The sequence below is a fragment of the Sphingomonas sp. Tas61C01 genome (genome assembly GCF_052567495.1).
On the sequence record NZ_CP199583.1, the window covers coordinates 2797379 to 2810617 of the forward strand.

The following is a 13239-nucleotide window of genomic DNA, read 5'->3' on the forward strand; positions in this document are numbered from 1 at the left end:
GAGCCGCATTCTTGACCCTCGCCGCCGTGTCCGTCTGTGTACCGCTTCGCAACGAGCAGGAGGCGCTGCCGTCGCTGTTGACCGCATTGGCGGGGCTCGATCTGCCCCCGGCGCGGCTGGCGGTGTTCTGCCTGCTCGACAATTGCACCGACGACAGCGAACGCGTGCTGCGTGGCGCGGCGACCGACTTTCCACACCCCATGACGATCGCCAGCGGCACGCCGAGCGCCGATGCCAATGCGGGTCGGGCGCGACGGGCCGCGATGGCGCTCGGGCTCGACCATGCCCGATCGGGTTCGGGCGGTATCCTGCTGTCGACCGATGCGGACAGCCAGCCGCGCGCGGATTGGGTGCGCGCGGCGTTTCACGGATTGGCGCTGGCCGATGTCGTCGCGGGCCGCGTCATCCGGTCGGCCGCGGACCGCGACCTCGACCAAAGCAGGGTGGAAGCATATTTCGATCGACTGCATGCCTTGCGCCGGACGATCGATCCGGTGCCGTGGGATACCCCGGCGGGGTCGCATCATTCGGGCGGCGCCAACCTCGGCTTCAGGGTCGATGCCTATGACCGTCTGGGCGGGTTCAGGCCGCTGCGGTCGGGCGAGGACGCGGCATTTATCGACGACGCATCGCGGGCCGGTATGCGGGTGCGGCGCGAACCCGCGATGGTGGTGGAGACGTCGTCGCGTCGCGACGGCAGGGCACCGGGCGGTCTTGCCGCTGCGCTGCGCGAGATCGACGGCCACGGCCTGCCCGGTATCCCGCATCCGGCCGCCGCGGTTTGGCAGTATCGGCTCCAGGCCGATGCCCGCCGGGTGTTCGGCATGATCGACGATCGTCGCGCGGTCGCCGGCTTCGGCGAGATGATCGGATTGAGTGCCGATCACGTGATCGGCGTGGCGCGCGATTGCCCCAATGCCGAGGCATTCGCGATGCGCATCGTCCCGGCCGCGCCCTTTGCCAACCCGGTGATCGCATTCGTGGACGCCGAGCTGGCGCTGGCGGCGCTGGAGCGCACGGCATTCGTGGAGGCCGCATGACGACGATGGCCGCGATCCTGGGCGGATGCATCGACGACGCGGGATGGGTCGATGCGCCCGCCGGCGATCCCGTCGACGCGCCCGCCTACCTGGCCCTGCTACGGCATCTATATCACACCGGGCGACGCGACTTGCCGGCGGGCCGATTGCTCGAGGGCCATGTCGACGCGGTACAGATCGTGCTGCGCTATGGATCACCGGATCAGGTCGAGCGCTTCCGGGCGAGGCTGGCGGACGGCGCCACGGCTGGCGTGTGGAACGCCGGCCTGCCCGGCGAGCCGCTGGTGCTCGCGGACGATCGTCTGGGCGGCGGCAAGAGCTATGCGTCGGGGGCGGGGGTCCTCAGCCATGCGCTGGTGAACGCCGACACCGATCGCGGGCCGCAATTGCTGTTGCTCGATCTCGCCCGGGTGCCGCCCACGATCGATCGCAGCTGGTGGAAGACGCTCGGCATGCAGCGGTCCGAGACGCATCAGGTGCGCTGGTCCGATGTGCCGATCGCCGCCGACGATGCGATCGGCGAGCCCGGCAGCTATGCGCGCGAGCCCTTCTTCAGCGGCGGCGCGCTCCGCTTCGTCGCGGTGCATGCCGGCGGCATCGCCGGCGTGCTGGATGCGGTGCGCGACCATCTGGTCGCCACGGGCCGCGCCGACGACCCGTTCCAGGCCGCCCGTATCGCCGAGCTGTTCTCGCTCGCCGAGAGTACCGCCGCGACCGTGCGCCACACCGCGCAAGTCTGGTTCGACGAACCCGATTCGGCCCGCCTCGCGCGGGTGGCGGCGGCGCGGCTCCAGGTCGCGACCGCTGGCGAACGCGCCCTTGCGGTGGCGCAGGAGGCGGTCGGGCTGCAGGGCCTGTTCCTCGCGCACCCGCTCGCCGCGCGGCTGGCGGATCTGATGGTGTACCTCCGCCAACCGGCGCCAGACGCGCAGCGGCTGAAGGTCGGCCGGGCGGTCGCTGCCGGCGATCTGGACGCCGCGCTTTGAGGCTGCGTATCGGCAACCCGCGCACCGCGCTGATCGTCGCGCCGCATCCGGACGACGAGGTGATCGGGGCGGCGGCGCTGATCCAGTCGCTCCGGCGGGGCGGCACGCGGGTGCGTGTCGTGGTGGTCGCGGACGGCGCCGCCTCCCATCCCGCAAGCCGCCGCTGGCCGCGCGCGCGGCTGGTTTCGGCGCGCCGACGCGAGAGCCGCCGCGCGCTGGCGCGGCTCGGCGTGACGGCGGGTGCGGTGCGTTTCCTGGGGCTGCCGGATGGCGGCTTGTCCGGTCGCTGCGACCGCGCAGTCGGCCGCGTCGTCGCCCGGCATCGGCAGCTCGGCCTCATCGTCGGGCCGATGATCGACGACGCGCATCCCGATCACCGCGCCGTCGCCGCTGCGATCGCGCGCTGCCGCACGCCGGCGCGGCGGCTCGGCTACCGCGTCTGGCCGCATCGGCGCGGCGGGCAGAAGCTCGCGGCGTCGGTCAGGATGGCGGGCGGGTGGCTCGCCAAGCGGTCGCTGATCGGCGTCTACCGCACCCAGCTCGGCATGATCCGCGACGATCCCGGCGGCTTCGCCATCGCCCGGCACGAACTGGCCGCTTTCGCCCATCCACTCGAGACCTTCGAAGAGCTGCGGCGATGAGCAGCATCGACCTGGCCGGCTTCTCTGCGAAATTCGCCGGCGACGACGATCCCTGGCGGACCTTCACGGCGCGCGACGAGGCCGTGAAGCGCGCCGCGATCCTTCACGCGCTCGGCCCGGGGCCGATCGGGCGCGTGCTAGAACTCGCCAGCGGCAACGGCTCGAACAGCGTGGCGCTGGCGCCACGATCGCTGCGGCTCGACGCGACCGAAGGCACGCGCGAAGGCACCGCGCTCACCGCCCGCGCGATCGCCCGCTACCCCCATGCATATGCGAGCCTTCTCCCGCTCCCCGCGCGACCGCCGCTGCCGGTCTATGACGCGGTCGTCATTGCCGAGATCCTCTACTATCTGTCCGAGCGCGCGATGCTGCGGGTCGCTCGCGACGCCGTTACCTGGCTGCGGCCGGGCGGCACGCTGGTGCTGGCGCACCACCGCATCGACTTCTTCGACTTCGCGCAACACGCCGCCGGCATCCAGGACCGCTTCCTTGCCCAGTCCGGCCACCGCTGGGCCGCCCGCGCGGTCCGCCGCACCGGCAAGTGGATCGTGTGCAGCGCACGGCGTCGCGACTAGGGCAATGGCAGCCGGACCATGAAAAAAGGCCGCCGCTCTTTCGAGCGACGGCCTCGGATCATGGTATGCCGGTGCGATCAGGCGAAGGAAACGCCCGTGGTCACCTTCGACTTGCGGCGCATCGCGCCACCGATGGCGCCGAAGCCGACCAGCATCATCGCCCAGGTCGCGGGCTCGGGAACGGCGGCGACCGCTGCGGAGGCGGAGCCGGTCAGGCTGGCGTCGAGCCGGCCCGACTGGACGAGCTGCGTGCCGTTGAACAGCGAGAAGCTGTAGACGTCGCGGTAACCGCAGCAATCGGTGCGGCCGAAGATCGCGATGCTGTCGATCGACGTCGCGGCCGCCAGCGTCAGCGTGAACACGTCGTTCCCGTCGCCGTCATTGCCGTGATAGATGCTGGGATAGGTGCCGCCCAGGCTACCGTCGTTGGCGAAGGTCGCCGCGGCATTGTTGCCGCCGGGAATGTACACGCTGGTCGCGTCCGCAGTGCCCTGAAGGGCGACATTGACCGCGCCCGAGAACGCCTGGAGTTCGGCGATCTGCAGATAGCTCTGGCCGGACACGCCGTAGACGTTCTTGATCTGGATCGACGTGACCACCGCTGCTGCCGACGCCGGCGCAGCAGACAAGAACGCAGCGCTCAGCGCCAGACCTGCAAGTATCGATTTCATGACGGCTCCCCTTTTGTTTTGCTTCACCGTTCCTATGGCCGAGCCGGGGGTCTGCGTGAATGGATATAGCTGAAGCGCATCGTACGATTGTGTGCCGTTCTGCTACGTTCCTGCCGCGTTGCTGCCGATCGGGGAGCGTGGGGCAGGCAGGCAGGCGCCTAGTCTGTCCCGCTTCGGGACTCATGGCGAACTCCGTTCATGCTGGCGGCATCAGCCCTCACGATAAGGTCGTTTCAGCCAGGAACGGGCACCGGGAGCGTCGCAACAGTGGAAGATGTCGTCGATTGGTACGCGGAAGCATGCCTGTGCCTGCGTTCGGGCATCCGTGGAAAGAAGGCGTCGGAACTGTTCAGGGGCCAGATCGGCGAAGCCGTCCATGTGGCGCTCGGTCGTCCCGAAGAAGAGCGCGCGCGGCTGATCATCCAAAGCGATACCATCGAAGCTCGGCTACCCTGGGCGAAGATCGCGCAACTGGCCGCGCGCCCGGATTTCCCGGTCATCGTGTAAGCCTGTCGGCGCATGCCCGCTTCGCTAAGGCGAGCCGGTATTGGACCACGCCGCCCCAACCGGCGTAAGCAATCGCATGGCTTCGTCGACCAGCGATCCCGCATCCCGGCTGTTCCGGCTTTCGCTCGGCGTCTTCCTGATCGGCGGCTTCATGGCGTCGCTGATCAGCCTGCTCGTCCCGCGCGTCCGGCTGGCGCTGGGACTGGGTTACGCCGCCGCGGCGGGCATCCAGCTCGCGTCCTTTTCGAGCTATCTGGTGCTGGCGGTGCCGGTCGCGGCGCTGGTGACGATGGCGGGGTATATGCGTGCGCATGCGATCGCGCTGACGATGATGGCGGTCGGCTGCATCGTGCTGCTCGCCGGGCTCGCTCGGCAGGATTATGCGGTGATCCTGATCGCCTTGCTCGCGGTTTCCACCGGCGCGACGATCTTGCAGATCGCGAGCAACACCGCGGTGACGATGGTCGGCGATCCGCGCCGCGCGGCGTTCCGGCTGACCATCTTGCAGGGGTTCAACTCGCTCGGCACGGTGCTGGGGCCGGCGGTCGGTGCCTCGACGATCGTGGCGTCCGCGCAGACCGGAGCCGCGTTCGGAGGGCCGGCGCTGCCGTTCGGGTTGGCGGCGGTGGCTCTCGCCGCGCTGTCGCTGGCGTTCTTCCGCCACCGCGACCTGTTGCGCGGAATGCCCGCGGGAGATCTGCGGGTCCCGCGCGCAGCGTGGCTGGGCGCACTACGCGACCGTCGGCTGATCGCGGGCGCGGGCGCGATCTTCGCCTATGTCGGGGCGGAGGTGGCGATCGGCGCGCTGCTCACCGATTTCCTGATGACGCCGCACGCACTTGGCCTTGCGCCCACGGCAGCGGCGAGGCTGGTCGTGCTCTACTGGGGCGGCGCAATGATCGGGCGGTTTGCGGGTGCCGCGGTCATGCGCCGCGTCGCGCCCGCCACGTTGCTCGCCATCGCGGCTGCGCTTGCCGCGGTTCTGGTCGTCGGCGCGGTGTTCGGCGGCGGACCGGTCGCGGCGGCTGCTCTGCTGGCCACGGGTATCGCGCATTCGATCATGTACCCGACCGTCTACGTCCTGGCGCTACCCGACCGGCCGGAGCAGGCGACCCCGGGGGCGATGGTGCTGTGCGTCGCGGTAGTCGGCGGCGCAGTGGTGCCGTTCCTCACCGGCCTGCTCGCCGACCGGATCGGGCTCGTCCCGGCGTTGCTGCTGCCCGCCGGCTGCTACCTGCCGATCCTCGCCTTCGCGCTCCGGGTGCGCTGCCCGCGTCCACCCAGCTGATTTGATGTTGCGACCTCGCGCAATTGTGGTACGAAATTGGAAGCGCTTCCAATAGACCGTAGCATACGGCGGCGCGGAACGATGCTCGGGCTGGGACCGGGCGAAGGGGAGGAAGAATGAACACCCGAATTGTGCACGCACGCCGCGTGACGACGCTGATCTCGCTGCTGCTCGGCACCACCGCGCTGGCACTGCCTCAGGCTGCTGTCGCACAGGAGGCCGCCGCCCCCGTGCCGGGCGAAGCGCCGCAGACCGACAGCACCACCGCCGACACCACTGCCGCCGATCAGTCGGGCGACGACATCGTCATCACCGGCATCCGCCGCGGCATCGCCGACTCGATCAGCCTGAAGCGCAACGAGACCTCGATCGTCGAGGCGGTGTCGGCCGAGGACATCGGCAAGCTGCCCGACGTGTCGATCGCCGAATCGATTGCGCGCCTGCCCGGGCTCGCGGCGCAGCGCGTCGCCGGGCGTGCGCAGGTGATCTCGATCCGCGGCCTCGCCCCCGACTTCACTACGACGCTCCTCAACGGGCGGCAGCAGGCGAGCTCGGGCGACAATCGCGCGGTCGAATTCGATCAATACCCGTCCGAACTCCTGTCGAGCGTCGTCATCTACAAGACGCCCGATTCTCAGATTTCGGGCATGGGACTGTCCGGCACGGCGGATCTCCGCACCGTCCGGCCGCTGACCTTCGGCAAGCGCGCCTTCGCGGTCAACGTCCGCGGCGAGAAGACCGAGGGCAAGAAGCTCAACGACGACATCCGCAACACCGGATACCGCGTCAGCGCCAGCTATATCGACCAGTTCGCCAACGGTACGCTCGGCATCGCGCTCGGCTATGCGCGGCTCGATTCCCCGTCGGGCAACCGCCACTACAAGGCCTATGGCTACGAGGCATTCGGCGACCAGACCGACGCCAACGGCGCGCCGATCAACGTCGTGTCGCCCAATGCGGCGGACGGCGCGCTGCTGGTCAACGGGCAGGAGACGTTCGTCACCTCGCGCACCAACATCCGCGACGCCTTCATAGGCATCGTGGAATGGCAGCCGAGTGACGTCGTCCACAGCACGCTCGACGTCTATTATTCGCAGTTCAAGCAGAACGAGGTGACCCGCGGTGCGCAGTGGTTCTCGAATCCCTTCGCCGACGGGCTGACCTTCACCGGCGTCACAACCGAGGATCGCGGCGGTTCGGCGGTCGCGATCGGTGGAACGCAGGTCGGCGCGGTGCCGATCATCCGCAACGACAACAACAAGCGCCGCGACGAGCTGTTCTCGGCTGGCCTCAACAACGAATTCCAGCTCGACGAACGCACTCACGCCTTTGCCGACCTGTCCTATTCCACCAACAAGCGGCGCGAACAGATCCTCGAGACCTATGCCGGCTACGGGCTCGGCACGGGCGGGGTGACTCCGGCCACCCAGAATGTCGGCCGCACGCTCGACAATATCGGCTTCGAGACCCCCGCGGACGGCTTCCCCACCTATGGCGAGGGGCTGAACTACGCCGATGCCAGCAGGGTTTCGCTGGGCGATCGTGCGCCATGGGGCGGCTGGGGCCATGACGGTGCGATCCGCTTCCCCGAGGTCGAGGAGAAGGTCTACGCGCTCGACCTGCGGCTCAACCACGAAGTCGACGGCTTCTTCAGCAGCTTCGACGCGGGCGTGAACTGGACGCATCGCAGCAAGGACAAGACGGTCAGCGACAACGACCTGTTCCTGAAGAACGGACGCCAGCAGGTGCTGGTCGATCCGAGCTTCATCGGCAGCCCGACCAATCTCGGCTTCGCCGGCTTCGGCGAGGTGCTGACCTTCAACCCCGCCGATCTGCTCGGCCGCTATTACGACATCGCGCCGATCCGCGACGCCAATTATTACGACAAGAACTGGGCGATCCTGGAGGACGTGATCACCTGGCACGTGAAGGCGAACATCGACTGGGGGCGGCTGAAGGGCAATATCGGCGTCCAGGTGGTCAACCAGGACCAGTCTTCTACCGGCGTGGTCATCAACGGGCTGGAACCGGGGCAGCCGATCGTGCCGCAGCGCATCCGCGACGGCGCCAGCTACACCGACGTGCTGCCGAGCCTGAACCTGATCTTCGACATGGGCGGCGGCCATCGGCTGCGGTTCGCGGCGTCCAAGACGATGGCGCGACCGCGGATGGACGACATGCGCGCCAACGTCGCGCCGGGCTTCAATTCGCTGGTTTGCAGCGGCCAGACCTGCTCGCCCGGCACCGTCGTCAACCCCTGGTCGGCATCGGGCGGCAACGCCAAGCTGAAGCCGTGGCGCGCCAATGCGCTCGACGCGGCGTACGAATGGTACGTCAATCCGACGACCTATCTGTCGATCGCGGGCTTCTACAAGGACATCAAGACCTACATCTACCAACAGTCGGGGACGTTCGACTTCAGCGGCATCCCGCTGCCGACCACCGCCTCCGCGATCCCGCCGGGCGTGGTCATCAGCAACATCGGCCAGATAACGCTGCCTGCAAACGGCAAGGGCGGGAACGTGAAGGGGCTGGAATTCAGCGGCGCCTTCAGCTTCGGTACGGTCGCGAGCCTGCTCGACGGGCTCGGGGTGCAGGGCAGCCTGTCGCTGACCAAGTCGAACCTCAACCCGACGAGCAACCCCGATCCGACCCAGGCAGTGCGAATTCCCGGGCTGTCGGGCCGGGTGTACAACATCACCGGCTATTACGAACGCGACGGCTTCCAGGCGCGGATCAGCCAGCGCTACCGGTCGAGTTTCAAGGGCGAGGTGGTGCAGCTGTTCGCGACCCGTGGGTTCACCGAGATCCTGGCGGACAAGCAGGTCGACGCGCAGATCGGATACACCGTCCAGAGCGGCGCGCTCGAAGGACTGGGCGTACTGTTCCAGGTCAACAACCTGACCAACTCGCCCTACCGGACCCGCCTCGGCCTCGATGGCGGCGGCACCAAGACCCAGGACGGCGTCGCGCTGCTCGAGACGTACGAGGATTACGGGCGCCAGTTCCTGCTCGGGTTCAACTACCGGTTCTGACGTCCCCCGCATGGTGGCGGGCGCGTCGTCGCCCGCCACCTCTTTTCCCTTCGACGACGCAACCGGCTAGGAACGGCGGATGGCAGTGCTCAAGCGCATCCTGATCGCCGGCGGTGGCTCGGCCGGGTGGATGACCGCGGCGATGTTCGCGCGGTTGTTCAAGGGGCGGTACGACATCGTCCTGGTCGAATCGGATGCGATCGGCACGGTCGGCGTCGGGGAGGCGACGATCCCCGCGATCAAGAAATTCAACGAGCTGCTCGGGCTCGACGAGGACGACTTCCTCCGCCGCACCCAGGGCAGTTTCAAGCTGGGCATCCAGTTCAACGATTGGCTGCGGCCGGGCAGCAGCTACGTCCACGGCTTCGGCGTGATCGGCCGCGATCTCGAATGGCTGCGCTGCCACCATTATTGGCTGAAGCTGCATGCCGAGGGGCGGGCAGAGGCGTTCGATCGCTATTCGATCAACACCTGGGCGGCGCTCGCCAATCGCTTCATGCGACCGCGCACGGACATGCCCGACAGTCCGATCGGGCAGATCGCCTATGCGTTCCACTTCGATGCCGGCCTCTATGCCGCGCTGCTCGCCGACTATGCCCAGGCGCGGGGCGTGGTGAGACGCGAGGGACAGATCGTCGATGTCGCGCAGGACGGCGAGACGGGCTTTATCCGCTCCGTGACACTGGACGATGGTGCGGTACTGGAGGCGGATCTCTTCATCGACTGTTCGGGGTTCCGCGGCCTGCTGATCGAACAAACGCTGAAGACGGGCTATGAGGAATGGAGCCATTGGCTGCCCTGCGATCGCGCGGTCGCGGTGCCGAGTGAGCGATCGGCCAATTTCACGCCCTACACGAAATCCACCGCGCAGCCGGCGGGGTGGCAATGGCGGATCCCGCTGCAGCATCGCACCGGCAACGGCCATGTCTATGCGAGCCGGCACATGGACGATGCGGAAGCAGAGGCGATCCTGCTCCGCAATCTCGACGCGCCCGCGCTCGGCGAACCCCGCCGGCTGTCGTTCGTGCCGGGCAAGCGCCGCGCCGCCTGGGTGCGCAACTGCGTTGCGATCGGGCTGGCGGGCGGCTTCCTCGAGCCGCTCGAATCGACCGGGCTCCACCTGATCCAGTCGGCGATCCTGCGGCTGGTGCGGCTGATGCCCGATGCCGGGTTCGATCCCGCCAACATCGCGGAGTTCAACCGGCAGACCGATTACGAATTCGAACGTATCCGCGACTTCATCATCCTCCATTACAAGGCGACCGAGCGCGACGACACGCCGTTCTGGCGGCACGTCCGCGACATGGCGGTGCCCGACACGCTCGCCCGCAAGATCGCGCTGTTCGCCGCCAACGGCCGCATCTTCCGTGAGGACGACGAACTGTTCGCGGAGGAAAGCTGGATCCAGGTGCTGATCGGCCAGGGCATCATCCCGCGCGCACCCGATCCGCTGATCGACGTGACGCCGCGGGCGGAGATCGAAGCCTATCTCGCGAATACGACCGCGATCATCGACAAGTGCGTCGCGCTGATGCCCAGCCACGAGGCATTCGTCGCCCGCACCTGCGCCGCGCCGCCGCTGCCTAGCGCGGTGCATCCCCGCGTTGCAGCGCGGCGATGATGGTGCGGCGCAGCTGCGCCATCTCGTCGGGCGTCTCCGCGGCCAGGATGCCGCGTGCCGCGGGAGGCAGATGCGCCGCCGGATCGCCATCGGCGAGGAAGACATAATGGTCGAACATCGCCCGCCACGCCTGGCGCTGGTCGGGCGGCAGCTGGCGCAGGCTCATCATCCCGTGCATCAGCGCGTCCCAGGGCGATCCCAGATCGCGCCGCGCCGGATCCCACCAGTAATTGACCAGCATGTTCACCGCGGCGAGCGCCTCGACATGGTGATACCAACCATAGGGTATGTAGATCGCATCGCCCGGTTCCATCTCCGCGGTCTGTGCCGCGTCGAGTGCGGTGGCGAACCGAGGGAAGCGATCCAGATCGGGCCGGGTGACGTGGACCATGCTGACCGGGGTGCCGGCGGGGGTGACGTGGAACGGCCCCATATAGAGGTTGCCGACCTGATCGGGCGCGAACAGCGTGAACCGGCGCGTCCCTGCGACGACGCAGGCGATGTTTTCGGCGGGATCGTTGTGGGTGGCGACCTTGGCCGCGGTGCCGATCCAGATGCGGGGCACGACGTTGGCCGGCAGCAGCGGCATGAGGTGCGCCGCCGCGAAGTCCGGCAGTACCGCGCGGGTGTCGAGCCCCTGGACCGCCAGCGTTCCCCGCTGCGGTGTCGCCGCCTCCAGCACGGCCAGGAATTGGCGCATCGTCACCGGCGTGCGGGTGAAGTTGGGACCACGCAGCGCCGCCTCGTAATGCAGCAGCCCATCCTCCTCGGGCGCGGCGCGGACCATCGGGATCGGTTCGTCGGTCGCCATGCCCGTCAGGTGATCGCGCAGCCGCCCCTCACGCGCGGCGACGACCGCAGGCCAGTCGCGGACCAGCCCGCGCAGCACCGCCGGACGCCCCTCCGCACGGATCGCGGCGAAGCGCGCGGCATCAACGCCTTCATACTCGGGAAGCGGCACCATGGCTTACGGGTCCACGCTCGTCGGAACGGTGTCAAGCGATGACGCTGCCGAGGATCGAGGTCCGGCGGATCGGCGACGAAGGCGAACCGATCGTCATCATCGACGATTTCGCGCCCGCCCCGGCCCGCCTGGTCGCAGAGGCGTCGGCGGCGCCGCTCGCCACCCTGGGCGGCTTTTATCCCGGCGTTCGTGCGCCGGCGGGGGCGGCCTATTGCGCCGAGGTCGGTCCGCTGGTCGCAGGGGCGGCGCGGCGGGTGTTCGGGTTTGCCGAGACGCTGGCGTTCGATCGCGCTCTGTTCTCGCTGACGCAGACGTCGCCGGGCGAGCTGACGTTGCCGCAGCGGCTGCCGCACATCGACGACGTCGCGCCCGGCAAGCTCGCGATCGTGCATTATCTCTGCGCGGAGGATTGGGGCGGGACGCGCTTCTTTCGCCATCGCAGCACCGGGTTCGAGACCATCGGGCCCGACCGCCACCGCGCATATCTGGACGCGCTCGCCGCCGATCTGCGCCGCGACGGCGAGCCGGAGCCGGGCTATATCGACGGCCCGACCACGATGTTCGAGCCGATCGCGGCGGTCGACGCGCGCTTCAATCGCGCGGTGATCTATCGCAGCAGCCTGCTGCACTGCGCGGCGATCGACAATCGCCGCGACCTGCCGGCCGATCCCGCGCGCGGACGGCTGACGATCGCCAGCTTCCTCAGCGCGACGTGATCATGGGTCGCGGCGCGCTTGCGCCGGCTGCGGCCCGCTGCCAGACGCCGGCCGGCACGAAGGATGGTGGGTGACGAGACGCAGGCCAACGATCGACGATGTCGCCCGCCTGTCCGGCGTCGCCCGGACGACGGTGTCGCGCGTGCTGAATGACGGGCCCAACGTCAGCGATCGGATGCGTGCGCGCGTGCTGGAGGCGGTCGCCACGCTCGGCTATCAGGTCAACTTGCAGGCGCGTTACCTAGCGGGCGGCGGCAACCGGTCGGTCCTGCTGATCCTGTCGTCCGACACCGAAAGCGAGCCCAATTCCTATTATCAGGCGGCGCTGGAGATCGGGGCGCTGCGGGTGTGCATGCAGGCGTCGCTGGAGCTCGTCACGCACACGCTGGTGCAGACCCGCGACGGCGTCGACGAGCGGATCGTCGATCTGGTCGAGGACAGCCGGTGTTCGGGCGTGATCGTGACACCGCCGTTCTGCGACCGGATCGAGCTAGTCGATCGGCTGCGGCGGACCGGGGCGGTGGTCGTCCGCATCTCGCCCGGCGTCGCCCACGACGGCGACGTCCCCGGTGTCGGCATGGACGACGAGGCGGCGGGTTTCGCGCTCGCCGAGCATCTGATCGCCTGCGGCCATCGCCGCTTCGGTTTCATCAAGGGACTCGCGGAGCATCTGTCCGCGGAGCAGCGATACCAGGGTGCGCAACGGGCGTTGCGCGACGCGGGACTGGCCGGCGCCGCGATGACATCGGTCCGCGGCAACTTCACCTTCCGCGCGGGTGTCGAGCTGTTGCCGGAACTGATCGCGGTCGCCGACGCACCGACCGCGATCATCTGCGCCAACGACGATACCGCGGTCGGTGCGCTGTTCGCGGCGCATCGCGCGGGGTTGGAGGTGCCGGGCGACCTGTCGATCGCCAGCTTCGACGATACCCCCGTCTCGGCGATGGTGTGGCCGCCGCTGACCACGGTGCGCCAACCGATCCAGGAGATGAGCGCCCGCGCGGTTCAGATTATCGCGAACGCCCGGTCTGGCAGCAGTGGCGGTGCGCCGACCCAGCCCGCAGAGATGTTGCCGTTCACGATCGTCGAGCGCGCGTCGGTCGCTGCACCGGTCGAGCGTTGACAATGGCCGCAGCGCATCGGATTAACATCGTTGGAAGCGCTTCCAATCAAGGGCGGCGACGAAAGGGAGAGG

At 68.6% G+C, this 13239-nt stretch carries 12 protein-coding genes; 10 read left to right on the top strand and 2 right to left on the bottom strand.

All coding sequences use genetic code 11. The features are described 5' to 3' along the window. Window positions 1-11: 11 nt before the first annotated feature. Genes ACT009_RS13205 through ACT009_RS13220 form a run of 4 tightly spaced genes read left to right on the top strand, consistent with a single transcriptional unit; the run spans window position 12 to window position 3242 of the window. Window positions 12-1040 (top strand): glycosyltransferase, encoded by a 1029-nt coding sequence (locus tag ACT009_RS13205; RefSeq protein WP_445191524.1) that lies wholly within the window; start codon window positions 12-14, stop codon window positions 1038-1040. Next, window positions 1037-2026, top strand: coding sequence for an acyl-CoA dehydrogenase (locus ACT009_RS13210; protein WP_445191525.1), 990 nt, complete (start codon window positions 1037-1039; stop codon window positions 2024-2026). Before ACT009_RS13205 ends, ACT009_RS13210 begins: the two co-directional genes overlap by 4 nt. Then, the gene (locus ACT009_RS13215) at window positions 2023-2667 is read left to right on the top strand and encodes a PIG-L deacetylase family protein (protein WP_445191526.1); all 645 of its coding nucleotides are present in this window, start codon (window positions 2023-2025) and stop codon (window positions 2665-2667) included. Before ACT009_RS13210 ends, ACT009_RS13215 begins: the two co-directional genes overlap by 4 nt. Next, on the top strand, window positions 2664-3242 hold the full coding sequence (locus ACT009_RS13220; protein WP_445191527.1) for an SAM-dependent methyltransferase: 579 nt from the start codon (window positions 2664-2666) through the stop codon (window positions 3240-3242). The genes ACT009_RS13215 and ACT009_RS13220 overlap by 4 nt, the downstream gene beginning before the upstream one ends. A gap of 77 nt (window positions 3243-3319) precedes the next feature. Here the strand turns inward: ACT009_RS13220 and ACT009_RS13225 are convergent, their stop codons facing one another. Then, the gene (locus tag ACT009_RS13225; RefSeq protein ID WP_445191528.1) at window positions 3320-3913 is read right to left on the bottom strand and encodes a PEPxxWA-CTERM sorting domain-containing protein; all 594 of its coding nucleotides are present in this window, start codon (window positions 3911-3913) and stop codon (window positions 3320-3322) included. Window positions 3914-4180: 267 nt separating this feature from the next. Between ACT009_RS13225 and ACT009_RS13230 the strand changes: the two genes are divergently transcribed. From ACT009_RS13230 to ACT009_RS13245, 4 genes are all read left to right on the top strand, one after another. After that, complete coding sequence (locus ACT009_RS13230; RefSeq protein WP_445191529.1) at window positions 4181-4420, top strand: hypothetical protein; 240 nt, start codon at window positions 4181-4183, stop codon at window positions 4418-4420. A gap of 76 nt (window positions 4421-4496) precedes the next feature. Beyond that, window positions 4497-5708: an MFS transporter gene (locus ACT009_RS13235; protein ID WP_445191530.1), complete on the top strand. Its 1212-nt coding sequence runs from the start codon at window positions 4497-4499 to the stop codon at window positions 5706-5708. 116 nt (window positions 5709-5824) lie between these two features. Then, window positions 5825-8743 carry a TonB-dependent receptor gene (locus tag ACT009_RS13240; RefSeq protein ID WP_445191531.1) on the top strand — a complete coding sequence of 973 codons (2919 nt, stop codon included), beginning with the start codon at window positions 5825-5827 and terminating at the stop codon, window positions 8741-8743. A gap of 79 nt (window positions 8744-8822) precedes the next feature. After that, window positions 8823-10364, top strand: a complete 1542-nt coding sequence (locus tag ACT009_RS13245) for a tryptophan halogenase family protein (RefSeq protein ID WP_445191532.1) — start codon at window positions 8823-8825, stop codon at window positions 10362-10364. Here the strand turns inward: ACT009_RS13245 and ACT009_RS13250 are convergent. Next, on the bottom strand, window positions 10327-11328 hold the full coding sequence (locus ACT009_RS13250; protein ID WP_445191533.1) for a cupin-like domain-containing protein: 1002 nt from the start codon (window positions 11326-11328) through the stop codon (window positions 10327-10329). The two genes, ACT009_RS13245 and ACT009_RS13250, sit on opposite strands and share 38 nt — an antisense overlap. A 38-nt stretch (window positions 11329-11366) precedes the next feature. Here ACT009_RS13250 and ACT009_RS13255 point away from each other — a divergent pair, with 38 nt between their 5' ends. Together ACT009_RS13255 and ACT009_RS13260 are read left to right on the top strand one after the other, a co-directional pair. Then, window positions 11367-12044 (top strand): DUF6445 family protein, encoded by a 678-nt coding sequence (locus ACT009_RS13255; protein WP_445191534.1) that lies wholly within the window; start codon window positions 11367-11369, stop codon window positions 12042-12044. A 70-nt stretch (window positions 12045-12114) separates the two neighbouring features. After that, on the top strand, window positions 12115-13167 hold the full coding sequence (locus ACT009_RS13260) for a LacI family DNA-binding transcriptional regulator (RefSeq protein WP_445191535.1): 1053 nt from the start codon (window positions 12115-12117) through the stop codon (window positions 13165-13167). The last annotated feature ends 72 nt before the right edge of the window (window positions 13168-13239 follow it).